Origin of the sequence: Azospirillum oryzae (genome assembly GCF_900177515.1) — a bacterium.
In the GTDB taxonomy this organism is placed as follows: Bacteria; Pseudomonadota; Alphaproteobacteria; order Azospirillales; family Azospirillaceae; genus Azospirillum; species Azospirillum oryzae_A.
This window is the reverse complement of sequence record NZ_FXAK01000005.1, coordinates 221,937-244,070: the sequence shown is the minus strand read 5'-3', so window position 1 is coordinate 244,070 and position 22,134 is coordinate 221,937. Positions and strand designations below refer to the sequence as shown.

Sequence of the window (22,134 nt, the reverse complement as noted above, 5' to 3'; positions counted from 1 at the left end):
AAGCACCGACCCGCCCCGGCCGGTCCCCAGCGATGGGGAGCGGCCGGGGCGTCGTCATGAAAGAGGAACCTGGATGGCCGGTCAGCCGATTCGCAAACCCACCCGTCTGGAACCGTGGCAGGACGCGGGCCAGACGCCGTATGTCCGAATCGAGAAGGTGACGAAGACCTTCGGCGACTTCGTCGCGGTGGACGAGGTCAGCCTGTCGATCTACCGCAACGAGTTCTTCGCCCTGCTCGGCGGGTCGGGCTCCGGCAAGACCACGCTGCTGCGCATGCTGGCGGGGTTCGAGCAGCCGACCGAAGGCAAGATCTTCATCGACGGCGTCGATATGGCCGGCATCCCGCCCTATGAGCGGCCGGTCAACATGATGTTCCAGTCCTACGCCCTGTTCCCGCACATGACGGTGGAGCAGAACGTCGCCTTCGGCCTGAAACAGGACGGGGTGGCGAAGGCGGAGATCCGCGACCGCGTGGCGGAGATGCTGGGAATGGTCCAGCTGTCGGCCTTCGGCAAGCGCCGTCCGCACCAGCTGTCGGGCGGCCAGCGCCAGCGCGTGGCGCTCGCCCGCTCGCTGGTCAAGCGGCCGAAGCTGTTGCTGCTGGACGAGCCGCTGGGCGCGCTCGACAAGAAGCTGCGCGAACGCACGCAGTTCGAACTGGTCAACATCCAGGAAAAGCTGGGCGTCACCTTCATCGTCGTCACCCACGACCAGGAAGAGGCGATGACCATGTCCTCGCGCATCGCCGTGATGAACCACGGCGTCATTGCGCAGGTGGGCACGCCGACCGAGATCTACGAATACCCGCACACCCGTTTCGTCGCGGAGTTCATCGGCTCGATCAACATGTTCGACGGCCGGGTGGTATCGACCGACGGCGATCAGGTCGTCGTCGCGTCGGAGGAGGCGGGCTGCGAGCTGCTGATCGCCCACGCCACCCCGGCGCCGGCCGGCTCCCCCGTCTCGGTCGCCATCCGGCCGGAGAAGATCGCCCTGTCCAAGGATCCGGTCGCGGAAGGGGATGGCCGCAACCGGACCACCGGCATCGTGCGTGAGATCGCCTATCTCGGCGACGTGTCGATCTATCTGGTGCAGTTGCCGACCGGCAAGACGGTCCGGGTCACCGCCCCCAACGTCACCCGCCGCACCGAAATGCCGATCACCTGGGAGGACGAGGTGACCCTGACATGGCGTCCCTTCGCCGGCGTGGTGCTGACCCAATGAGGGCGGTCGTCTCCCTCCTCGTTTCTGGCCTCAGCCGGATCGGGCTGTGGGGCCGCGGCGTGGTCGTCGCCGTCCCCTATCTGTGGCTGATGCTGTTCTTCCTGGTGCCATTCCTGATCGTCTTCGGCATCAGTTTTTCCGAATCGATCATCGCCCAGCCGCCCTATTCCTCGCTGGTGGAGTGGCTGACCGACGAGGATGCCGGCACCTCGAAGCTGCAGATCCTGCTGAACATCAGCAATTACTTCCGGTTGGGCGGGGACGACCTCTACATCCTCGCCTACCTGAACTCGCTGAAGATCGCGGCGGTCACCACGCTGTTCTGCCTGCTGATCGGCTATCCCATGGCCTACGCCATCGCCAAGGCCGATCCGGCGCGGCGCGGGCCGCTGATGATGCTGGTGATCCTGCCCTTCTGGACCAGCTTCCTGATCCGCATCTATGCCTGGATCGGCATCCTCAAGGGCAACGGCGTCATCAGCAACCTGCTGGAATGGGCGGGCATCACCAGCGGGCCGGTGGAGATCCTCTATTCCGACTGGGCGGTCTACATCGGCATGACCTACTGCTACCTGCCCTTCATGGTCCTGCCGCTCTATTCCACCCTGGAGAAGATGGACCCCAGCCTGCTGGAGGCGGCGGCCGATCTCGGCTCCCGCCCCTTCAAGTCCTTCCTGCAGATCACGCTGCCGCTGTCGCTGCCGGGCATCGTCGCCGGCTCGCTGCTGGTCTTCATCCCAGCGGTGGGCGAGTTCGTGACGCCGGAGCTGCTGGGCGGCCCCGACACGCTGATGATCGGCCGCGTGCTGTGGAACGAGTTCTTCGCCAACCGCGACTGGCCGGTGGCGTCGGCCGTCGCCATCGCCCTGCTTCTGGTCCTGGTGGTGCCGATCATGATCTTCCAGCATGTGCAGGGCAAACAGGCGGAGGCCGGGCGATGAAACGGTTCGGCTTCCTGTCCTGGGCGCTGCTGTTCGGCTATGCCTTCCTCTATGTCCCCATCGCGCTGCTGATCGTCTTCAGCTTCAACGAGTCGCGGCTGGTGACGGTGTGGGCCGGCTTCTCGACCAAATGGTATGGCGAGCTGATCCACAACGACACGCTGCTGGACGCCGCCCTGCTATCCTTCCAGGTGGCGGCGGTGTCGGCGACGCTGGCGGTGCTGCTGGGCACCTGCGCCGGGCTGGCGCTGACCCGGTTCGGCCGGTTCCGCGGCCGGACGCTGTTCGGCGGCATGATCACCGCGCCGCTGGTCATGCCGGAGGTCATCACCGGCCTGTCGCTGCTGCTGCTGTTCGTGGCGATGGAGCAGTGGGTGGGCTGGCCCGACGGGCGCGGCGTCACCACCATCACCATCGCCCACACCACCTTCACCATGTCCTATGTCGCGGTGGTCATCCAGTCGCGGCTGGCCGGCATGGACGGCAGCCTGGAGGAGGCGGCGATGGATCTGGGCGCCCGCCCGGCCAAGGTGTTCTTCGTCATCACCCTGCCGCTGATCGCCCCGGCGCTGGTCGCCGGCTGGCTCTTGGCCTTCACCCTGTCGCTGGACGACGTGGTGGTGGCGAGCTTCGTCTCCGGCCCCGGATCGACGACGCTGCCGATGGTGATCTTCTCCAGCGTGAAGTTCGGCATCAGCCCGCAGATCAATGCGCTGGCCACCCTGATGGTGCTGGTGGTGGCGACCGGCATCTTCGTCGCCAGCATCGTCATGGCCCGCCAGGAACGCCAGCGCAAACGCGACGAACAGATGGCGATCCAGAACGGTTGACCGAAGTCTGGAGACCGGCCGGACGCCATAGTCCGGCCGGTCCGCAAACGATCCCAGCACCCCATCCATCCGCGCAGGGGAGAATTCTGCCGCCATGGATGGCAATTGCCCGCTTCTTTTGCTATGTTGAAGCCATCTGCAACAGCGAAAGAGGCCGTGCCATGCGCGCGCTCCTGTGGTTCCCCTTGTTGAGACTCGGATTCTTCAGTCCCGTTTCCAGTGCTTATTCGACCACCCGTACGGTCACCGCCCGCCGCGCCCTGCGCCCGCCGTCCGGCGCCTGATCGGCCGCCGACGGCCTTCATGCCGGCCCCCCTCCCGGCATGCCGACGCGACCCGATGTCGCGTCCGTTCAAAAGTTCCTCTGCCATAAGGCCAAGTGCCCGCTGCCGTGGACGCGATTGCCAAATGCGCGCTCCCGTGGTTAGGGTGGACCGGGACGGAAAATGTCCCAGTCTGGCGGTTTGGGTCTTGCGGTTCTGAGGCTCGCGGTTTGAAACACGCGGCCGCCGCGACGGGCAGGGACTTTTAAAAACGGGTAGGGGGATCGACGCATGACGACACCGAACGCCCCGATGCCGACGGGCCAAGGCTTCCACATGCCCGGCGAATGGGCGCCCCACAGCGGCTGCTGGATGGCGTGGCCGTGCCGGCCGGAAACCTGGCCGGAGGGTGCCTTCGACGCGGCGTGCGACGCCTACGCCGAGGTCGCGCAGGCCATCTCCCGCTTCGAGCCGGTAACGATGGTGTGCGACCCGGCGGATGTGGCGGAGGCATCGCTCGCCTGCGGTGCCGGCATCCAGATCCTGCCGCTGCCGATCAGCGATTCCTGGATCCGCGACACCGGCCCCAGCTTCGTCGTCGACGGCAAGGGCGGGCTGGCCGGCGTCCATTGGGGCTTCAACGCCTGGGGCGGCAATTACGACGGCTGCGAGAAGGACCAGCAGGTCGGCCGCCTGATCCTCGACCACCTCAAGCTCCCCTGCTTTTCCGCGCCCCTGGTGATGGAAGGCGGCTCCTTCCATGTCGACGGGGAGGGGACGCTGATCACCACCGAACAATGCCTGCTCAACCCCAACCGCAATCCCGGCCTGTCGCGGGAGGAGATCGAGCAGCAGATGAAGGACCATCTCGGCGTCGAGACGGTGATCTGGCTGGGGCAGGGCTATCAGGACGACGAGACCGACGGCCACATCGACGAGATCGCGCTGTTCGTCCGCCCCGGCGTGGTGATGGCGATCACCACCGACGATCCCGGCGATCCCAACTTCAAGATCTTTCAGGACAATCTCGACCGGCTGAAGCGCGCCCGCGACGCGAAGGGCCGCGAACTGGAGGTCATCCCGATCCAGCAGCCGGCCCGCCGCGACGTGAACGGCGTGCGCCTGACCCTGTCCTACACCAACCTCTACATCGCCAACGGCGGCATCGTCATGCCGGCCTTCGAGGATCCGGCCGACGACGAGGCCTACCGCGTCGTCCGCAAGGCCTTCCCCGACCGCGAGGTGGTGCAGATCGCAGCCCTCGACATTGTGCGCGGCGGCGGCGGCATCCACTGCATCACGCAACAGCAGCCGCTTCCTTGATGCATTGCGGGCGCCCGCCTCCACGCGGCGGGCGAGGGAACGTGCGGGTGCCGCCGGTGTTCCTGTCGGGCATTCTCCCATCCGGAAAGCCCGACGATCATGGCCGAGGACACCGCCCGCCGGCTGCAGGCACGCCCCATCGCGGTGACGAAGGCCGCTCCGCCCGTCTCCATCCAGACCATCCTGCTCATCATCACGCTGATCGTGGTGACGCTGTATGTGGCGGCGGACATCCTGATGCCGATCGCCCTGGCGATCCTTCTCGGCTTCGTGTTGACGCCCATCGTCAGCCGGCTGGAGCGCTGGCGTCTCGGCCGGGTGCCGTCGGTGCTGGCGGTGGTGGTCCTGCTGTTCCTCGCCGTCATCGGCTTCGGCGCGGTCGTTGGCAGCCAGCTCGGCGATCTCGCCGACAATCTGCCGACCTACCAGCGCAACATCCACACCAAGATCGAATCCCTGCGCAGCGCCACCGCGACGACCGGCGACCGCGGTGCCATCCAGCAGGCGACGGAGGCCTTCCGCGATCTCAAGCAGGAGCTGGAGAACGCAACCGGCAACGCGCCGAAGGAGCAGCAGGGCTCCACCGCCGGGCCCACGTCTCCGCAGGCCGGCTCCGCCACCCCGCCGCGCCGCGAACCCGTGCCGGTGCGCATCGACCAGTCCGACACCGGCGTGTTCGATCTCGCCAGCCGGGTTCTCGGCCCGGCGATGACGCCCATCGCCACCGCCGGCATGGTGCTGGTCTTCACCATCTTCATGCTGCTGCAGCGGGAGGATCTGCGCGACCGCCTGATCCGTCTGGTCGGCTCCGGCGACCTCAGCCGCACGACGGAAGCGATGAACGACGCCGGCGAGCGGGTCAGCCGCTATCTGCTGATGCAGGTGGTGGTGAACGTCACCTACGGTCTGCCGATCGGCATCGGGCTGTGGCTGCTTGGCGTGCCGAATCCGCTGCTGTGGGGATTGATGGCGACGGTTCTGCGCTTCATCCCGTTCCTGGGGCCGGTGATCGCGTCGGCCTTTCCGATCCTGCTGTCCTTCGCGGTCGACACCGGCTGGACCCTGCCGCTGCTGTGCGTCGCCCTGTTCGTGGCGGTGGAGCTGTTCTCCAACAATGTGGTGGAGCCCTGGCTCTACGGCACAGCGACCGGCTTGTCGTCCCTTGCCATCATCGTCGCGGCGGTGGTGTGGACGACGCTGTGGGGACCCGTCGGGCTGCTGCTGGCGACGCCGCTGACGGTGTGCCTCGTCGTGCTGGGCCGCCATGTGCCGCAGCTGCATTTCCTGGAGGTTATGCTGGGCGACCGCCCCGTCCTGCCCGACGAGGCGAAGGTGTACCAGCGCCTGCTCGCCCGCGACCCCACCGAGGCGACGGAGCTTGCCGAGGAGCGGCTCGGCGCCTGCAGCCCGGTCGAACTGGCCGACGGCCTGCTGCTTCCCGCCCTGTCGCTGGCCGAGCAGGACCGCCAGCGCGGCCGCCTGAATCCGGATGGACGGCAGGCGGTGGCGGAGGGCATGGCGAGCCTGCTGGACGAGTTGACGGAGACGGTCGCCGCCGACCCGGCGCGGCGCGTTCTCTGCGTCGCTGCGCGCAACAATCTGGATGAAGCGGCGGCCGGGGTTCTCGCCTATCTGCTGACCGGCCGCGGCATCCAGGCCGACGTCATCCCGTGCGAGAAGGCGTCGTCCCGCGCCATCGCCAGCCTGGGCACCACGGGCGTGGATGCGGTGGTGCTGTCCTCCCTCAATCCCTCGGCCCTCGGTCACTGCCGGCGGATGCTGCGCCGTCTGCGCCTGCATTTCGGCCCGCGCGTGCCGATCCTGCTCTGCCTGTGGAGCGCCCATCCGGAAGCCGAGGTCCCTGAGCGCGCCAGTGCTGAGACCGACGCCAATCTGGTCGCCACCGACATGGCCGGCGCCCTGGCGCAGTTGGAGGAATTGAACATCGGCGTGGTTGCGGCCCCGGCTCCCGAGGCAACGTCTCCGCAGCCTTAGTCAGGCCGCCGCGGCCCACCTGTTCCGTCCGGCGCGTTTGGCGATGTACAGCGCATCGTCGGCCGCCTGGATGCAGGCATCGGCCGTCCGCCCCTCGCGGTAGGCGGCGACGCCCAGGCTCAGGGTCACGGCGATGTCGTGCTCCTGATGCGCGATGGGATGGCGGGCGATGATGTCCCGCAGCTTTTCCGCCACAGCTTCGGCCTGGACCTGATCGGTGTCGGGCAGCAGGATCAGGAACTCCTCGCCGCCCCAGCGGGCGCACAGGTCGTGCCCGCGCAGGTTCCGCCGCAGCAGGCCGGCGGCTTCAACCAGAACATGGTCGCCGGCGGCATGGCCGAAGGCGTCGTTCACGTCCTTGAAATGGTCGATGTCCAGCATGATCAGCGCGAAGCCGCCGCCGTTGCGGCCGACACGGCACAGCTCCGCCTCCAGCCGTTCGATCATCTGGCGGCGGTTCGGCAGTTCGGTCAGCGGATCGGTCTGCGAGGCGGCGTGCAGCGCCCGCGCCATCTGGCGGGTGTCGGTCTGCATGCGGTCGCTGATCTTGGCGATCTTGGTCAGCTGCCGCATCAGCTTCAGATGCTCGTCGGCGAGGGCGCGGAATTCCCTCATCAGCGGATGGGCGGCATAATCCGGGTTCTCCGCAAGGCGGGCGAGCCAGTCCTGGATTTTCTGTTCCTGCAGCATCATGCCCACCGTTCCCCGCCGCAAGGCCCAGCGTCTGGGCAAACCCATCACTTTCGCGCCCTCAAGCCCGGCGCCGGCGGATTTGGGATCGCCGGTCACGACGTCTCCTCCGCCACCGGAGCCGCCGCGTTCGCCCGGACCTCGGCCCGCGGCACCGGCAGACGGACGGTGAAGGCCGATCCCCGTCCCAACTCGCTCGTCATCGAGATGCCGCCGCCGTGGGTGTCCACGATGCAGCGGGCAAGGTGGAGCCCCAGTCCGGCACCGGTCGTTCCGGCGGCGTTCGACGCGCGGAAATACTTGTCGAACAGCCGCGCCGCGTCGGCCGCATTGACGCCGATTCCCTCGTCGGTGATCCCCACCGTGACCTGGCCCTCACCGGCCGAAAGGTCGACACGGATCGTCCCCCCGTTCGGCGAGTATTTGACAGCGTTCTCCAGCAGGTTGGAAAACACAATCGCCAAAAGGTCGCGGTCGCCGGGGATCGGGAGAGGACGGTCGGCGCCATGCAGCTCGACCCGGTGGCCGCAGGCCGACGCTCCCACCTCGCCCACCAGCGCGGTCAGCATCGCCGCGAGGTCGAAGGCCATCGGCCGCGCCGCCGCGGTGCCCAGCCGGTCGTTGGTCAGGCAGCGTTCGATCAGGTGCAGCATCCGCTGGACCGCGTTGCGGATCTTGCCCACCCGCGGCATCGCCGAAACCGGCAGCTTCGGCTCAAGCTCCAGCATCTGCGAGGCGCTGTCGATGATCGCCAGCGGCGTGCGGAATTCGTGGCTGACCATCAGCACGAACTGGCGCTGCTGCAGCGCCATCTCCTTGGTCTCGGTCTGGAGGCGGTCGCTGATCTTGGCGATCTTGCGGAACTGGCGCAAAAGCTTGCCGTGCCGTTCCGCCAAAGTCTGGAATTCCGCCAGCAGCGGGTTGTCGGCATTGGCCGGATCCTCGGCCAGCCGCTGAACCCACTGACGAAGCTCCTGTTCCTGCGACCGCATCGTCATCCCGGGTGCTCAGTGCGCGATCAGTGCGCCAGAATTTCGAAAGGCAGCGACACGTCCTCGGCGAATTCCTCGGCCATGTCGAGCGCGCGGTCGTTGTCGCTGTCGTAATGCCAGCGCACCGACACCGTCTGCCCGTTCTGGTGGGCGCCGTCCAGCATCTCCAGCACGTCGATCATGCATTTGATGCTGCTGGTGTTGAGATAGCTCAGCCCGATGTCCAGCACCACCGCCGGGGCGGGGGCCTTCAGATACTCCTCCAGCCAGCCGAACACCGGCGCGTAGAAATCGAAGGAATTTTCCGGATAGGATTCGCCTTCGATGCGCAGCAGCCCGGCCGCCGGATCGAAATCGATCAGGGGCGAGCAGGAGGTTGCCTCGATCCGCAAACTGTCCATTATGCGTGTTCCGTGATTTCTTATAGCTGGACTTCAAGGCTGAAGAAGAAATAGGCGTCGTCGACCGCGCGCAGCGAGTATTCCAGCGGCCGGGTGGCCTTTCGCGCCATGTCGATCAGCCCCAGTCCGGCGCCGCTGGCGCCCGGTTCGCGCGGCTTGCGCGACTGTTCCTTGTAGACCGCCTTGAGGCCGGCCTTGTCCAGCCCGCGCAGCTTCTCCAGCATCGCCGACAGGCCGGGGACGTCGTCCGCCTCCACCAGATTGCCGGAGCTGACGACATAGTGGTCGCCCTCCTTGCCGATCACGACGATGCCGCTGTTGGCCGGGATCGGCCGGCCCAGCGCTTCGCGGGATGCCGTGTAGTTGCGGACATTCTGCGCCTGCTCCACATAGACGGAGAAGACGTCCATGATCGCCGACTTCTCGATCCGCTCATTTTCAAGATGGTTGCGGACCGCCTTGCCCAGCTCCTCGATGACGCTGTGGCTGAAGGGGCCGCTGAAGCAGATCAGCAGCTTCTGCCGCGACAGCAGCTCCTGCAGGTTGAAGAGTTCGTTGCCTTTCATCGTTCCTTGACGACCTGCCTTACGGGTGGACGGGGTGGGATGAGGATGCGTCGGCAAGCGTTACCATGGCCGACGCCGAATTGGTCGGGGAAACGGTGAAGCCGACCAGCGTGATGTCGTCGCGCTGGGCCCGCTCGCCCTGATGTTCGGCCAGGGCCTGCGCGAACGCCGCCCGGCGCTCCGCCATCGGGATCGTCGCGTGCTCCAGCAGCATGGTGCTGAAGCGGCGGTTGCCGAAGCCGAAGCCGCGGGCGCCGCCGGCCTGATCGAGGAAGCCGTCGGTGGTCAGGTAGAAGCTGCGGCCCGGCGCCAGCTCCACCCGGTGGGTGGTGAAGCGGTGGCCGATGTCGGAGCGGCGATAGCCGAGACTCTGCGCGTCGCCCTTGACCTCGCCGACTTCGTCCGCGCCGGGATCGACGATGTGCAGGCCGATCCGGCCGCCGGCGAACAGCAGGTCGCCCTGGTCCGGCCGCACCAGGCACAGCCCGATGTCCAGCCCGTTGTCGAAGCGCGGGTTGTCGCGCCCGCGGGCCAGCGCCGCGCGCACCATGCGATTCAGCCCGCCCAGGATCGCCGCCGGATCGCTGTCCGGCGTTTCCGACAGCACATGGTCGAGGATGGCCGACACCGTCATCGTCATGAAGGCGCCCGGCACGCCATGGCCGGAACAGTCGGCGACGCCGATCAGGAAGCGGCCGTCCTCCAGCTCGCGGAAGATGTGGAAGTCGCCGCCCACCACGTCGCGCGGCCGCCACAGCACGCACAGGCCCTCCAGCCGCCGCGCCATCTCGCGCTCGTCGGGCAGGATGGCAGACTGCAGAAGGCTGGCGTACTGGATGCTGTCCATCACCTGCCGGTTGACGACCGCCAGCTGCTCGTTGGACTGGCGCAGCTCCTCCGTCCGTTCGGCGACGCGCTGCTCCAGCCGCTCGGTATAGTCGTGGACGGTTTCCGCCATGTGGTTGAAGGCGACCGTCAGCTGGCCGATCTCGTCGGAGCGGCTGTTGCGCAGGCGCACGCGGTAGTCGCCGGCGGCGATGGCCCCGGCCGACCGGGTCAGCCGGGCGAGCGGCGCCAGAACCAGCCGGTTCAGCAGCACGCTGATCATGCCGATGACCGCCAGCAGCGAGAAGAAGACCAGACCGGCCATCGGTGCCAGCGCCGTCAGGGTGGCGCTTTCCGCCTCCTCCAGCGAATAGGTCATGCGCAGCAGGCCGACCATCGTGCGCTCGCCGCTGCTGTCGGACATGTGGATCTTGCGTTCGACGGTCGCCAGTTCGGCGCGGCCGGCCGGCCGGTCCAGCTCCACCAGCGGTTCGCCATGTCCGCCGCGCCCGCCGGTCGCCGCCCACACCTTGACGCTGCGCACCGCCGGATCCTCGGCCATCAGGCCGCGGATCATCGCCTCGACCGCGCGGGTATCGAACTCCCAAACCGCCTGCCCCATGGCCGAGGCCTGCAGCGTGCCGACCAGCGTCGCGCGGTGGGTCAGCGCGTCGCGCTGCTGCCGGCCGACCAGCACGGACGACACGCCCATGGCGATGAGCCCGACCAGCAAGGTGGAGCCGACGATCATCAGAATGACGCGGGTCAGCAGGGACGATCCGCCGGCACGGGCGACCCCGTCACCCGATCCGCGGGGGCCGGCGCCGCGAAGCGTATAGGATTCGGTGTCGTCCCATCCCGTGACGCTCATCCACATCCTCCTGACCCGGCCGATCGGGGCCTTTGCGTTCATGGCGGGTTTCATGTCACCCCCGGCCCGGAGGTTCGGGGGTGCGGTAGTCCCATTTCCATCAGTAAATCCACCCTCGCGTGCAACGTGCCGACAGTCATCGAGCCAGCCGGCGGACATCATGCGAGTGGCCGATGAGCCTATCCATAGCACGATCGATTTACTCAGTCCTGAAATAACATTTGGCAGAAGGGGTGTTCATTGTCGGAGCGGCCGACAAAATGGGAGCGACCGGCAACGGCCGGCGACCAATCCCAACCAATTGCGACGAACTGTGACATACGCACCGTTCAAGTCGCTGAAGCCTTTGCCGGACGTGGGATTTTCCGTGGACGGACGCGCCGTCGCCCATGCTACTTTCCGGGACTGCCAGCCTCCGGGCTGGTCGCGGCGGTTGCGGCGGACTTGATCCGAGCTTGGCAAGGACGGAGTGCGAAGGATGGCGTTCGGTGTTCGTGCATTCGCCGCTGCGGGGAACGTTGCGGCCCGCCTTGCCCTATTCATCGGCATCGTCTCCGCGGCGCTGCCGGCGGCGGCCCGCCCGGTGACGATCCTGGCGCCGGAATTGCCGCCGATGATGACCGCCGACGGCACCGGGCGCGAGGCGTCCATCATCAAGGAAACCCTGGCCGCCTGCGGGCACGAGGCGCACTTCAAGGTTGTCCCGTTCGGCCGCCATTGGAACGATTACCGCGACGGCGTTCAGGCGGGCGGGCAGGTGGATGCCGTCACCACCGTGCCGTCGGGAATGGAGATGCCGGGGTCCCGTTCCGTCCCCTACATCTTTTACCAGAACGGCGCCTCGGTGCTGAAAAGCAGCGGCCTGAGCGTGCGGTCGCTGGCCGATCTGGCGGGCAAGCGGGTCATCACCTTTTCCGGCGCGCCGGACGTGCTGCCGGGCCTGCGCGCCGCAATTCCCAGCTTCGGCGATTTCCGCGAGCGCGCCGACCAGATGGTGCATTCCAACCTGCTGTTCGCCGGTCGGGTGGACGCGGTGCTGGCCGACGGCCTGATCTTCGCCGAGTACAACCGCCAGCTTCAGGAAAAGGCGAAATCGGCCGGCGGACTGCCGTTCGATCCGGCCCAGCCGGTGCAGTTCACCGCCATCTTCCCGCCGACGTCCTACAGCATGGTCTTCCGCGACGAGTCGCTGCGCGCCGACTTCGACCGCTGCTTTGCCGAGCTGAAGGCGAAGGGCCGCGTCGACGCCATCGACCGGGAGTGGGTTGCGCGCTATGCCGCCACGGTCGGCGACCGCTACCTACCCAATAGGTAAGGCGTTGGAACCGATATTGCGCGGCCTCGTTTATTCCATTCGTCTGATAGGGTTTGCGTAACCCGCCCAGGCGTTTAAGATAACCTCATACGAATGTGAATGGGGGCGTGAGGCGTCGTGGCCCGGATCATTGTGGTCGAGGACGAAGCCGACCTTCGTGACGATCTTGTCGAATATCTCGACCGTTGCGGCTTCGAGGTGCGGGGGGCGTCGCGCGGTGCGGAACTGGACCGGCTGCTGGAGGCGGGCCCGGCCGATGTGATCGTGCTCGACATCAACCTGCCGGACGAGGACGGTTTTTCGGTCGCCCGCCGGGTCCGCGCCGGCTCGCCCGCCGCCATCATCATGCTGACGGCGCGGTCCAGCCTGATCGACCGCGTCATCGGGCTGGAGCTTGGCGCCGACGTCTATCTGGTCAAGCCGGTCGATTTCCGCGAGGTGGAGGCGCAGATCAAGGCGCTGATGCGCCGGATGCAGAAGGGTGCCGAGTCGCCGCCCGCCGCGGAACAGGTCCAGCCCTCTCCCGCCGCCCCCGCCGGCGCACCGGGCGCGGACCTGCGCAAGGCGTGGCTGTTCGACGACATCGAATGGCGCATCCAGCCGCCGACCGGCGCCGCCGTGCCGCTGACCGCGACGGAGTACAAGTTCCTTTCCCTGCTGGTGACCGCGCCCGGCGAGGCGGTGAGCCGCCAGGACATCTCCCTGGCGCTGACGGGCCGCGACTGGGACCCCTACAGCCGCTCCATCGACTCGCTGGTCCGCCGCCTGCGCATCAAGGTGGAGGAGCGCAGCGGCTGTGCCCTGCCGGTCCAGGCCGTGCACGGCGTCGGCTATGCCTTCATCGGCCCGGTGGTGAGCAGCGCGGTGGAGGACAGCGCCGGCTGAGGGCGTTCTACCCCGGTCTCGGCACTCGACTCCCGGCCCTCCTTCGGCGATGGTAGCGCCCGCAAGGAAGGGACGAGAGACCACCATGACTGACGCCACCGCCTCCGAGAACACCGCGACCGAAGCCAAGGCCACCACCGGCGGCGACGGCAGCGGCCTGTATCTGGTCGACGGGTCGGGCTTCATCTTCCGCGCCTTCCACGCGCTGCCGATGCTGACGCGGCCGGACGGCACGCCGGTCAACGCGGTGCTGGGCTTCTCCAACATGCTGCTGAAGCTGCTGGCCGACGCCAAGGCGGAAGCGGTGGCGGTGGTCTTCGACAGCAAGCGCCTGAATTTCCGCAACGAGTTCTACCCCGACTACAAGGCGCACCGTCCGGAACCGCCGGAGGAGTTGAAGCCCCAGTTCGCCCTGATCCGCGAGGCGACGGAGGCCTTCTGCCTGCCCTGCCTGGAGCTGGAGGGCTTCGAGGCCGACGACCTGATCGCCACCTACGCCCGTCTGGCGCAGGAGGCCGGGCGTCCGGTGACCATCGTGTCGTCGGACAAGGACCTGATGCAGCTGGTCCGCCCCGGCGTCGGCATGTTCGACCCGATGAAGAACAAGGCCATCGGGCCCGACGAGGTGTTCGAGAAGTTCGGCGTCCCGCCGGAGAAGGTGGTGGACGTCCAGGCGCTGGCCGGCGACAGCGTCGACAATGTCCCCGGCGTGCCCGGCATCGGCGTGAAGACCGCCGCCCAGCTGATCACCGAATATGGCGACCTGGAAGCCCTGCTGGCCAATGCCGAGAAGATCAAGCAGCCGGCCCGCCGCCAGAAGCTGATCGAGTTCGCCGAGCAGGCCCGCATCTCCCGCCGTCTGGTCCTGCTGGACGAGAATGTGCCGCCGCCCAAGCCGCTGGACGAGTTGCGGGTGCGCGAGCCCGACCACCAGAAGCTGATCGACTTCCTGCGCGCCCAGGGCTTCCGCAGCATCGTCTCCCGCGTCGAGATGGAGATGCAGAAGGACGGCCGCATCGCCGACGGGGCCGGCGGCGCGCCCGCGTCCTCCCATTCGGCAGCCACCCCCGCCACGACCTCTCCGGCGCCCGCCGAAAGCCCGGCCACGGATGACCGCCCGGCCCGCAAGACGGTGCTGAATGTGCCGGAGGTGCGATACGAGCTGGTGCAGGACGCCGACACGCTGCGCCGCTGGGTCGAGCAGGCGCGCGAGACCGGCGTGCTGGCGGTCGACACCGAGACCGACAGCCTGACCCCGGCCACCGCCATGCTGGTCGGCGTCTCGCTGTCCACCGAGCCGGGCATCGCCTGCTACATCCCGCTCGCCCATGGCGCCTCGACCGCCGCCGCCGGGCAGCTGGACTTCGACGCCCCGCCGCCGCCCAAGCAGATCCCCACGGCCGAGGCGATGGCGATCCTGAAGGACGTGCTGGAGGATCCGTCGGTCCTGAAAGTCGGCCACAACTTCAAGTTCGACCACCAGCTGTTCGCCCGCAACGGCATCAAGGTCTCGCCGATCGACGACAGCATGCTGATCTCCTATGTGCTGGAGGGCGGGTCCCACGGCCACGGCATGGACGAACTGGCGGAACTGCACCTCGCCTACACGCCGATTCCCTTCAAGGAGGTCTGCGGCACCGGCAAGAACCAGATCACCTTCGACCGCGTGCCGCTGGACAAGGCGCTGGCCTATGCCGCCGAGGATGCCGACATCACGCTGCGCCTGTGGACTCTGCTGAAGCCGCGGTTGGTCGACGACCGCATGGTCACCGTGTACGAGACGCTGGACCGCCCGCTGGTCCCGGTGGTGGCGGACATGGAGCGGGCGGGCGTGCACATCGACAAGAAGGCGCTGTCCGACCTGTCGCAGAGCCTGTCCGTCCGCCTCGCCGAGATCGAGAAGGATGTCCACCTGCTCGCCGGCCAGACCTTCAACATCGGCTCGCCCAAGCAACTGGGCGAAATCCTGTTCGACACGCTGAAGCTCGGCACCGGCAAGAAGGGCAAGACCGGCGCCTATTCCACCGACAGCAGCGTGCTGGAGGAGCTGGCGGAGCAGGGCCACACCATCGCCCAGCGCGTGCTCGACTGGCGCCAGCTCGCCAAGCTGAAAAGCACCTACACCGACGCGTTGCAGGAGAAGATCTCTCCCGTCACCGGCCGCGTCCACACCGCCTTCGCGCTGGCGGCGACCAACACCGGCCGCCTGTCCTCCACCGACCCCAACCTGCAGAACATCCCGGTGCGGACGGAGGAGGGCAAGAAGATCCGTCGCGCCTTCGTCGCCTCACCCGGCCATAAGCTGCTGAGCGTCGATTATTCGCAGATCGAGCTGCGTCTGGTGGCGGAGATGGCGAACATCCAGGCGCTGAAGGACGCCTTCCGCGACGGGCTGGACATTCACGCCGCCACCGCCGCCCAGGTCTTCGGCATCCCGCTGGAGCAGATGACGCCCGACATCCGCCGCAAGGCCAAGGCGATCAACTTCGGCATCATCTACGGCATCTCCGGCTTCGGCCTGGGCCGCCAGCTCGGCATCGCTCCCGGCGAGGCCAACACCTTCATCAAGACCTATCTGGAGCGCTTCCACGAGTTGAAGGTGTGGATGGAGGCGACCAAGACCTTCGCCCGCCAGCACGGCTATGTGGTGACCCTGTTCGGCCGCCGCTGCTACATGCCCGGCATCCAGGAAAAGAACGCCGCCCGCCGCGCCTTCGCCGAACGTCAGGCGATCAACGCCCCGATTCAAGGCACCGCCGCCGACATCATGAAGCGCGCGATGAACCGCATGCCGGGCGCGCTGGCCGCCGCGGGCAGCAACGCGCGGATGCTGCTGCAAGTGCACGACGAACTGCTGTTCGAGGTGCCGGAAGCGGAGGCCGAGGACGCGGCGCGGATCGTGCGGGAAGTGATGGAGGGGGCCGCCCATCTCGGCGTTCCGCTGGTGGCGGAAGCCGGGATTGGGGACAATTGGGAAGAGGCGCACTGAGGGGTGAGGAAATCCCCCTCTCCCCCCCGGGGAGAGGGTCGGGGTGAGGGGGATGCATAGGGTGGATTTGGTGGGGAGCGCGAAGTATGGGATCCTTGAGAATCCTCGCTTCGCGTCCCCCTCACCCTAACCCTCTCCCCGGGGGGGGAGAGGGGATCTACGCCACAATCCTCACCGGCACCCCCTTCGCCGCAGGCGTCTTCGACGCCTCGTCGTGATACCACAGCGGAATCAGCGGGTTCATCTCCGGGTAGTAGGCCCCGACGCAGCCGCGCGGCAGGTGGAAGGGCGTCACCGTCAGCCCGCCCACCCGGCGGTCGACATCGTCGCCGGCGTCGCTCGCCAGCCCCACCACCTGGCCCTCCTGCAAGCCGGCCGCGGCGATGTCCAGCGGGTTCATCAGCAGCACGTCGCGGGTGCCCTCGATGCCGCGCATCCGGTCGGAATAGCCGTAGATCGTCGTGTTGAACTGGTCGTTGGACCGCATCGTCATCAGCCGCCAGCGGCCCGGCGCATCCTCGAAGCCGATGGCGCGCAGGTGGGCCGGCGGGGTGAAGTGGGCCTTGCCGGACTCGGTCTTCCAGATCCGCTCGCGCGCCGGGTTGCCGCGGTAGAAGCCGCCGGGGGTGAAGACCCGCTCGTTGAAGCGGTGGAACTGGTCGGGATAGGTCTCCTCGATCAGGGCGCGGATGCGGCCGTAATCGGCCACCCACGCGTCCCACGTCACCTTCGGATTCGGCGGCAGGGTCGCCTTGGCCATGCCGGCGACGATGGCGACCTCCGATTTCAGATGCGGACTGGCCGGCGTGTTGTTGCCGAGCGAGCCGTGGATGCAGCTCAGGCTGTCCTCCATCGTCACCGCCTGCGCGCCGCTCTCCTGCATGTCCTCTTCCGACCGGCCGAGGCAGGGCAGCAGATAGGCGACCTCGCCGTTGATCAGGTGGCTGCGGTTCAGCTTGGTGGCGATCTGCACGGTCAGGCGCATGCGCGTCCAGGCCGCCTCCATCCGCTCGCGCTCGGGGATCGCGCGGACGAAGTTGCCGCCCAGCCCGATGAAGGCCTTCACCTCGCCCGACAGGATCTTCTCGCAGGCCGTGACGGTGGTCAGCCCCTCCTTGCGCGGCGGCTCGAAGCCGAACTGTTCGGCCAGCCGGTCGAGCGGCACCAGCTCCGGCTTTTCGGAGATGCCGACGGTGCGCTGGCCCTGGACGTTGGAGTGGCCACGCACCGGCGAGATGCCGGCGCCGTCGCGGCCGATGTTGCCCTTCAGCAGCCACAAATTGACCAGCGCCCCGAGAGTCTCCGACCCGTGCACCTGCTGGGTCAGGCCCATGCCATACATGGCGATGGAGCGGTCGGCCTCGACATAGATGTCGGCGGCCTGCTTCAGCTCCGCGCGGGTCAGGCCGGATTCCTCCTCGATCTCTTCCCAGCCGATGGCGTCCACCCGCGCCTTCATCTCTTCGAAGCCGGCGGTGTGCTGGGCGATGAAGTCCTGGTCGAGGACATGCCTGCCCTCCCGCTGCCGTTCCTCCTCCGCCGCCAGCACATGCTTGATCAGGCCGGTGATCGCGGCGATGTCGCCGCCGGCCTTCAGCTGGAAATACAGGGTGGAGATCTGCGTATCCTTGCCGGTCAGCATCTCCAGCGGGCTTTGCGGGTTGCGGAAGCTCTCCAGCCCCTTTTCCCGCACGGGGTTGAAGGTGACGATCTTCGCCCCGCGCTTCACCGCCTCCTGCAGCGGGTGGAGCAGGCGGGGGCTGTTCGACCCGGTGTTCTGGCCGAAGAAGAAGATGGCGTTGCAACTGTCGAAATCGTCAAGAACACAGGTGCCGACCGGCGAGCCGATGACCTTCTTCAGCCCGACCGAGGTGGTCTCGTGGCACATGTTGGAGCTGTCGGGCAAATTGTTGTGCCCATAGAGCCGCGCGAACAGCGCGTAGAGATAGGAGGTTTCCAGGCTGGCGCGGCCCGACGAATAGAACACCGCCTGTTCCGGGGCGATGGCGCGCAACTCCGTCCCGATGGCGGCGAAGGCCTCCTCCCACGCGCAGGGCAAATAGCGGTCGCTCGCCCGGTCGTAACGCATGGGGTGGGTCAGCCGCCCCTGCTGTTCCAAATCGTAGTCCTTCCAGCCCCTCAACTCCGTGACCGTGTGTTCGGCGAAGAAATCGGGGGTGCAGCGCCGGCTGGTCAGCTCCCAGATCGTCGCCTTGGCGCCGTTCTCGCAGAACTCGAAGGTGTGGGGCTTGGCCGGCTTGGCCCAGGCGCAGGACACGCACATGAAGCCGCCGGGCTTGTTCTGCCGGCGCAGCGTGTCGAGCACGGCGGCGGATGGCCGTTCCTCGCCCATGATGCGGGCCATCGATCTGACCGACCCCCAGCCGCCGGCCGGGCCGTCGTAGTGCGGGGTGTCGTCGTCGTCCGACAGTCCGTCGATGCTCATGGGATGCGTCTCTCGCTGCGATTGGGGCATGTCTTTGGGGAAACCATCTGCGCTGGTCTTCAGTCCAACCCCGCGGACGCGATCTGGTTCCGGTCCTACCCGAATCCCGGTCAACCCTTCTTCTGCTCGTTGGCCCTCTTGACCTCCGGCTTGGACAGGACCTGACGCAGCAGATCGGCGTTCCTTCGCGCCTCCTGCATCTGCGATTCCCATTGCGCGGCCAGGTTAAGTTGATTGCGCTCACGGGCGTGGCGGGTCATGCGGTTGAACAGCTCCACCCGGTCCTCATGGGTGCGCAGCGCGACCCAAAGGGCCTTTTCCATCGATTCGGCCTGCGCCTCCTCCATGCTGTCGGGGCTGAAGGCATGGCCGACCTGACAGCGGAATCGCAGGGCAGGGCCGTCCCGGATTTCCGACAGTCCGCCGCCGCATTCCGGGCAGGACAGGGTGGTCGGGCTGCCGATCGCCTGGGTATCGTCGGACACGGTCGTGAACTCCTGTTCCGCGATGTGAGCCTCTTCGGCGATGTCGAAGGGCACCGGCGGGCCGGGTGGCGCCGGCTCCGCCGCCAGCCGGCACAGCAGCGCCGGCATGGCATCGACAGGCAGCACATGGTCGATCGGCGCACGGGCGATGGCGCTTTCCGGCATGCCCGGCCACTCCGCCTCCTCCGGGTCCTGGACGATGCAGACGCCGCCGCAACGATGGATGGCGCGCAGCCCGGACGTTCCGTCGTCGAGCATCCCCGTCAGCACCACACCGACGACCCGGCTGCCGAAGGCGATCCCGGCGGAGCGGAACAGCGGGTCGACGGCAGGACGGGTGCGGTTCTCCCGCGGGCCCCGGCGCACCAGCACGCGGTCGCGGTGGACGAGCAGGTGATGGTCGGGCGGTGCCAGATGGATATGGCCGGGGCGGATCGGTTCGCCGTCGGTTGGATGGAAAGCGGTCAGCCACTCGACGCGGTTGAGCAGGCGCGGCAGCATGCTCCTGGCGCTGGGCGAGATGTGCAGGACGACGAACACGGTCGGCATGCAATCCTCCGGCATGCCGCCGAACAGTCGGGTCAGGGCCGCAAGTCCGCCGGCCGATGCACCGATCACCAGTATGTCGCGCTTGTCCATGGATCATGAACAGCCAGCCGCCTGTTGCGTCGCAATGCTGAGTCAAGAATTTCCACTTCGATCCAAACGGATCTGGATCTGGGATCTACGACGTCACTCCGCTTGAGCAAACTGTAGATTGCCGTCTATGCTCCGCCCGACACGGCGAAGATAGATATGATGACCAGCAGCAACGATAATCCGGACAGCGACTTTTCCAATCTGATCCGCCACATACAGGAAAGTCGCGGCATCGACTTCCGCGGCTACAAGCGGACCAGCCTGGAACGCCGGATCCGGCGCCGGATGGAGGAGGTGGGCTGCGACAGCTTCAACGCCTATCATGGTTTCCTGGAGGCCCATCCGCAGGAATTCATCGACCTGCTGAACACCGTCCTGATCAACGTCACCTCCTTCTTCCGCGACAAGGAGGCGTGGGAGGTGCTGCGCCGTGAGGTCGTTCCCCAGATCATCGAACGCAAGGGTGACAAGGCGCAGATCCGGATCTGGAGCGTCGGCTGCGCCTCGGGGGAGGAACCCTATTCGCTGGCGATGCTGTTCGCCGAGCATCTCGGCAGCACGGATTTCTGCCGGCGGGTCAAGATTTACGCGACCGATCTCGACGAAGACGCGCTGAACACCGCGCGCCATGCCACCTATGCCCCGCGCGATGTGGAATCGGTGCCGCAACCGCTGCTGGAGCGCTATTTCGAGCGCACCGGCAACCATTACGTCTTCCAGCGCGAACTGCGCAAATGCGTGATCTTCGGCCGGCACAATGTGGTCAGCGACGCGCCGATCTCGCGCATCGACCTGCTGGTCTGCCGCAACCTGCTGATCTATCTGGAGGCGGACACCCAGGCCATCGTCCTGCCGCGCCTGCACTATGCACTGGTCAACGAAGGGGTCCTGTTCCTCGGCAAGGCGGAAACCCAGCTGGCACGGTCGCGCATGTTCGATGCGGTGGACCTGAAAAGCCGCATCTTCACCAAGGTTCCGCAGGAATGGCGCCGCACAGCCGGCGGCAGCCTGACGCTGGCGGCCGACCTGCCCAACGGACGGAACAGCCAGCACACCCGCCTGCTGGAAAGCATCGTCGACGGCAGTTCCGCGGCCTACATGGCGGTCGGCTCCGACGGCCAACTGATCTTCGCCAACCTGCTGGCCCGCCGCCTGTTCGACATCGAGGAACCGGACATCGGCCGCCCCTTCCAGGATCTGACGATTTCCTATCGTCCGACGGAGTTGCGCAGCCAGATCGAGGAGGTGCGCAACACCGGACGCATGGTCCGCATCGACCATCAGCCTTTCAATCGGGCGGGCGGCGAGGCGATGCGCCTGACCATCGAGGTTTCGCCCCTGTTCGGCCGCGACGGCAAGCCCTTCGGCACGCTGTTGAGTTTCCAGGACACCAGCCGCGTCTTCATGCTGCAGCAGGAGGTCGAGGTCGCGCAGGAAAGCCTGGAGACCACCATCGAGGAACTCCAATCCTCCAACGAGGAGCTGGAAACCACCAACGAGGAGCTGCAGTCGACCAACGAGGAGTTGGAGACGACCAACGAGGAACTCCAGTCCACCAACGAGGAACTGGAGACCATGAACGAGGAGCTGCGCTCGACCAACGAGGAGCTTGAGGTCACCAACGAGGAGATGCGGCGCCAGAGCGACGAGGCGGGCGAGTACCGGCGCTATTCCGAATCCGTCCTGCGCAGCATCGACGCCGGCATCGTCGTGCTGGACGACAACCTGCTGGTCCAGTCCTGGAACCGCTGGTGCGAGAATGTCTGGGGGCTGCGCAACGAGGAGGTGACCGGCCAGTCCTTCCTTAACCTCGACATCGGCCTGCCGGTGCAGCGGTTGCGCGACGCCCTGCACGACGCGCTGACGACGCAGATGCCGGCCGAAGCGACGGAGATCGAGGCGATGGACCGGCGCGGTCGCCGGATCGACTGCCGCATCCGCCTGTCGCCGCTGCTCTATGACAGCCGGCAGCCGCGCGGCGTCATCCTGATCGTGGAGGACGTGACCGAGCGTCGGCGGTCCGACGCCTTCATCCGCTATCTCGGCCGCATCGTCGGGCAATCCCTGAACGAGGTCTATTTCCTCGATCCCACCACCTTCCATTTCCATCTGGTCAACAAGGGGGCGGAGGAGAAGCTGGGCTATTCGCTGGATTTCCTCCGCCAGATCGCCCTGCATGACCTGATGCCGGAGATCGATGCCGGCGCCTTCACCCGGCTTGTCGCCCCGCTGCTGTCGGGCGAGAAGGCGGAGATCGTCGTCGAGACGACCATCGAGAGCAGCAACAAGCCGCCGCGACAGGTCGAGATGTGCATGCAGTATTTCGGGCAGGAGGATCCGCCGATCCTGGTGGTGATCTCCCACGACGTCGCGAAGCGGCAGCGCATCGGTATCGACGACAGCCGGGCGGAGCCGGTATCGCGGTAATCGGCGACCGGCGCCGCGGCTCCCTC

General features: G+C 67.1%; 16 protein-coding genes. 9 read left to right on the top strand and 7 right to left on the bottom strand.

Features of this window, described 5'->3' with window-relative positions; translation table 11 throughout:
- The first annotated feature begins 73 nt into the window (after positions 1-73).
- The 5 genes from B9N97_RS09620 (at position 74) to B9N97_RS09595 (ending at position 6,577) form a co-directional block, all read left to right on the top strand.
- A complete protein-coding gene (locus B9N97_RS09620; protein ID WP_085085742.1) occupies positions 74-1,225 on the top strand; it encodes an ABC transporter ATP-binding protein in 1,152 nt (383 codons plus the stop codon).
- Positions 1,222-2,166: an ABC transporter permease subunit gene (locus B9N97_RS09615; RefSeq protein WP_085085740.1), complete on the top strand. Its 945-nt coding sequence runs from the start codon at positions 1,222-1,224 to the stop codon at positions 2,164-2,166. Before B9N97_RS09620 ends, B9N97_RS09615 begins: the two co-directional genes overlap by 4 nt.
- Complete coding sequence (locus tag B9N97_RS09610; protein ID WP_085085738.1) at positions 2,163-2,996, top strand: ABC transporter permease subunit; 834 nt, start codon at positions 2,163-2,165, stop codon at positions 2,994-2,996. The genes B9N97_RS09615 and B9N97_RS09610 overlap by 4 nt, the downstream gene beginning before the upstream one ends.
- A gap of 554 nt (positions 2,997-3,550) precedes the next feature.
- Positions 3,551-4,582 (top strand): agmatine deiminase family protein, encoded by a 1,032-nt coding sequence (locus B9N97_RS09600; protein WP_085085734.1) that lies wholly within the window; start codon positions 3,551-3,553, stop codon positions 4,580-4,582.
- A gap of 99 nt (positions 4,583-4,681) precedes the next feature.
- Positions 4,682-6,577 (top strand): AI-2E family transporter, encoded by a 1,896-nt coding sequence (locus B9N97_RS09595; RefSeq protein ID WP_085085732.1) that lies wholly within the window; start codon positions 4,682-4,684, stop codon positions 6,575-6,577.
- Here B9N97_RS09595 and B9N97_RS09590 read toward each other — a convergent pair whose 3' ends face one another.
- The 5 genes from B9N97_RS09590 to B9N97_RS09570 are packed head-to-tail and all read right to left on the bottom strand — an operon-like array spanning position 6,578 to position 10,922.
- Entirely contained in the window at positions 6,578-7,366 is a 789-nt protein-coding gene (locus B9N97_RS09590; protein ID WP_085085729.1) for a GGDEF domain-containing protein, read from the bottom strand. It abuts the gene before it with no gap.
- Positions 7,363-8,265: a sensor histidine kinase gene (locus B9N97_RS09585; RefSeq protein WP_085085727.1), complete on the bottom strand. Its 903-nt coding sequence runs from the start codon at positions 8,263-8,265 to the stop codon at positions 7,363-7,365. Before B9N97_RS09585 ends, B9N97_RS09590 begins: the two co-directional genes overlap by 4 nt.
- Positions 8,266-8,285: 20 nt before the next feature.
- Positions 8,286-8,660 (bottom strand): biofilm regulation phosphoprotein SiaC, encoded by a 375-nt coding sequence (gene siaC, locus B9N97_RS09580; protein WP_085085725.1) that lies wholly within the window; start codon positions 8,658-8,660, stop codon positions 8,286-8,288.
- 20 nt (positions 8,661-8,680) lie between these two features.
- Positions 8,681-9,226 carry a SiaB family protein kinase gene (locus B9N97_RS09575; RefSeq protein ID WP_085085722.1) on the bottom strand — a complete coding sequence of 182 codons (546 nt, stop codon included), beginning with the start codon at positions 9,224-9,226 and terminating at the stop codon, positions 8,681-8,683.
- Positions 9,227-9,245: 19 nt separating this feature from the next.
- On the bottom strand, positions 9,246-10,922 hold the full coding sequence (locus B9N97_RS09570) for a SpoIIE family protein phosphatase (protein ID WP_085085720.1): 1,677 nt from the start codon (positions 10,920-10,922) through the stop codon (positions 9,246-9,248).
- Positions 10,923-11,400: 478 nt separating this feature from the next.
- Between B9N97_RS09570 and B9N97_RS09565 the strand changes: the two genes are divergently transcribed.
- The 3 genes from B9N97_RS09565 (at position 11,401) to polA (ending at position 16,111) form a co-directional block, all read left to right on the top strand.
- Entirely contained in the window at positions 11,401-12,237 is an 837-nt protein-coding gene (locus B9N97_RS09565) for a substrate-binding periplasmic protein (protein ID WP_085085718.1), read from the top strand.
- Positions 12,238-12,354: 117 nt separating this feature from the next.
- On the top strand, positions 12,355-13,122 hold the full coding sequence (locus B9N97_RS09560; RefSeq protein WP_167393265.1) for a response regulator transcription factor: 768 nt from the start codon (positions 12,355-12,357) through the stop codon (positions 13,120-13,122).
- Between the two features lie 85 nt (positions 13,123-13,207).
- Positions 13,208-16,111, top strand: coding sequence for a DNA polymerase I (gene polA, locus B9N97_RS09555; protein WP_085085716.1), 2,904 nt, complete (start codon positions 13,208-13,210; stop codon positions 16,109-16,111).
- A 157-nt stretch (positions 16,112-16,268) separates the two neighbouring features.
- On the opposite strand, the gene B9N97_RS09550 is transcribed toward polA, so the two are convergent.
- Together B9N97_RS09550 and B9N97_RS09545 are read right to left on the bottom strand one after the other, a co-directional pair.
- Complete coding sequence (locus tag B9N97_RS09550; RefSeq protein WP_085085714.1) at positions 16,269-18,557, bottom strand: FdhF/YdeP family oxidoreductase; 2,289 nt, start codon at positions 18,555-18,557, stop codon at positions 16,269-16,271.
- Between the two features lie 110 nt (positions 18,558-18,667).
- Positions 18,668-19,681, bottom strand: coding sequence for a chemotaxis protein CheB (locus B9N97_RS09545; protein WP_085085712.1), 1,014 nt, complete (start codon positions 19,679-19,681; stop codon positions 18,668-18,670).
- Between the two features lie 156 nt (positions 19,682-19,837).
- Here B9N97_RS09545 and B9N97_RS09540 point away from each other — a divergent pair, with 156 nt between their 5' ends.
- Positions 19,838-22,108 carry a CheR family methyltransferase gene (locus tag B9N97_RS09540; RefSeq protein WP_244560637.1) on the top strand — a complete coding sequence of 757 codons (2,271 nt, stop codon included), beginning with the start codon at positions 19,838-19,840 and terminating at the stop codon, positions 22,106-22,108.
- The last annotated feature ends 26 nt before the right edge of the window (positions 22,109-22,134 follow it).

Coding starts and splice junctions, on each gene's coding strand:
- B9N97_RS09565 (WP_085085718.1), top strand. CDS start 11,401: ATGGCGTTCGGTGTTCGTGCATTCGCCGCTGCGGGGAACGTTGCGGCC.
- B9N97_RS09600 (WP_085085734.1), top strand. CDS start 3,551: ATGACGACACCGAACGCCCCGATGCCGACGGGCCAAGGCTTCCACATG.
- B9N97_RS09570 (WP_085085720.1), bottom strand. CDS start 10,922: ATGAGCGTCACGGGATGGGACGACACCGAATCCTATACGCTTCGCGGC.
- B9N97_RS09575 (WP_085085722.1), bottom strand. CDS start 9,226: ATGAAAGGCAACGAACTCTTCAACCTGCAGGAGCTGCTGTCGCGGCAG.
- polA (WP_085085716.1), top strand. CDS start 13,208: ATGACTGACGCCACCGCCTCCGAGAACACCGCGACCGAAGCCAAGGCC.
- B9N97_RS09545 (WP_085085712.1), bottom strand. CDS start 19,681: ATGGACAAGCGCGACATACTGGTGATCGGTGCATCGGCCGGCGGACTT.
- B9N97_RS09620 (WP_085085742.1), top strand. CDS start 74: ATGGCCGGTCAGCCGATTCGCAAACCCACCCGTCTGGAACCGTGGCAG.
- B9N97_RS09595 (WP_085085732.1), top strand. CDS start 4,682: ATGGCCGAGGACACCGCCCGCCGGCTGCAGGCACGCCCCATCGCGGTG.
- B9N97_RS09615 (WP_085085740.1), top strand. CDS start 1,222: ATGAGGGCGGTCGTCTCCCTCCTCGTTTCTGGCCTCAGCCGGATCGGG.
- B9N97_RS09585 (WP_085085727.1), bottom strand. CDS start 8,265: ATGACGATGCGGTCGCAGGAACAGGAGCTTCGTCAGTGGGTTCAGCGG.
- siaC (WP_085085725.1), bottom strand. CDS start 8,660: ATGGACAGTTTGCGGATCGAGGCAACCTCCTGCTCGCCCCTGATCGAT.
- B9N97_RS09550 (WP_085085714.1), bottom strand. CDS start 18,557: ATGAGCATCGACGGACTGTCGGACGACGACGACACCCCGCACTACGAC.
- B9N97_RS09540 (WP_244560637.1), top strand. CDS start 19,838: ATGATGACCAGCAGCAACGATAATCCGGACAGCGACTTTTCCAATCTG.
- B9N97_RS09610 (WP_085085738.1), top strand. CDS start 2,163: ATGAAACGGTTCGGCTTCCTGTCCTGGGCGCTGCTGTTCGGCTATGCC.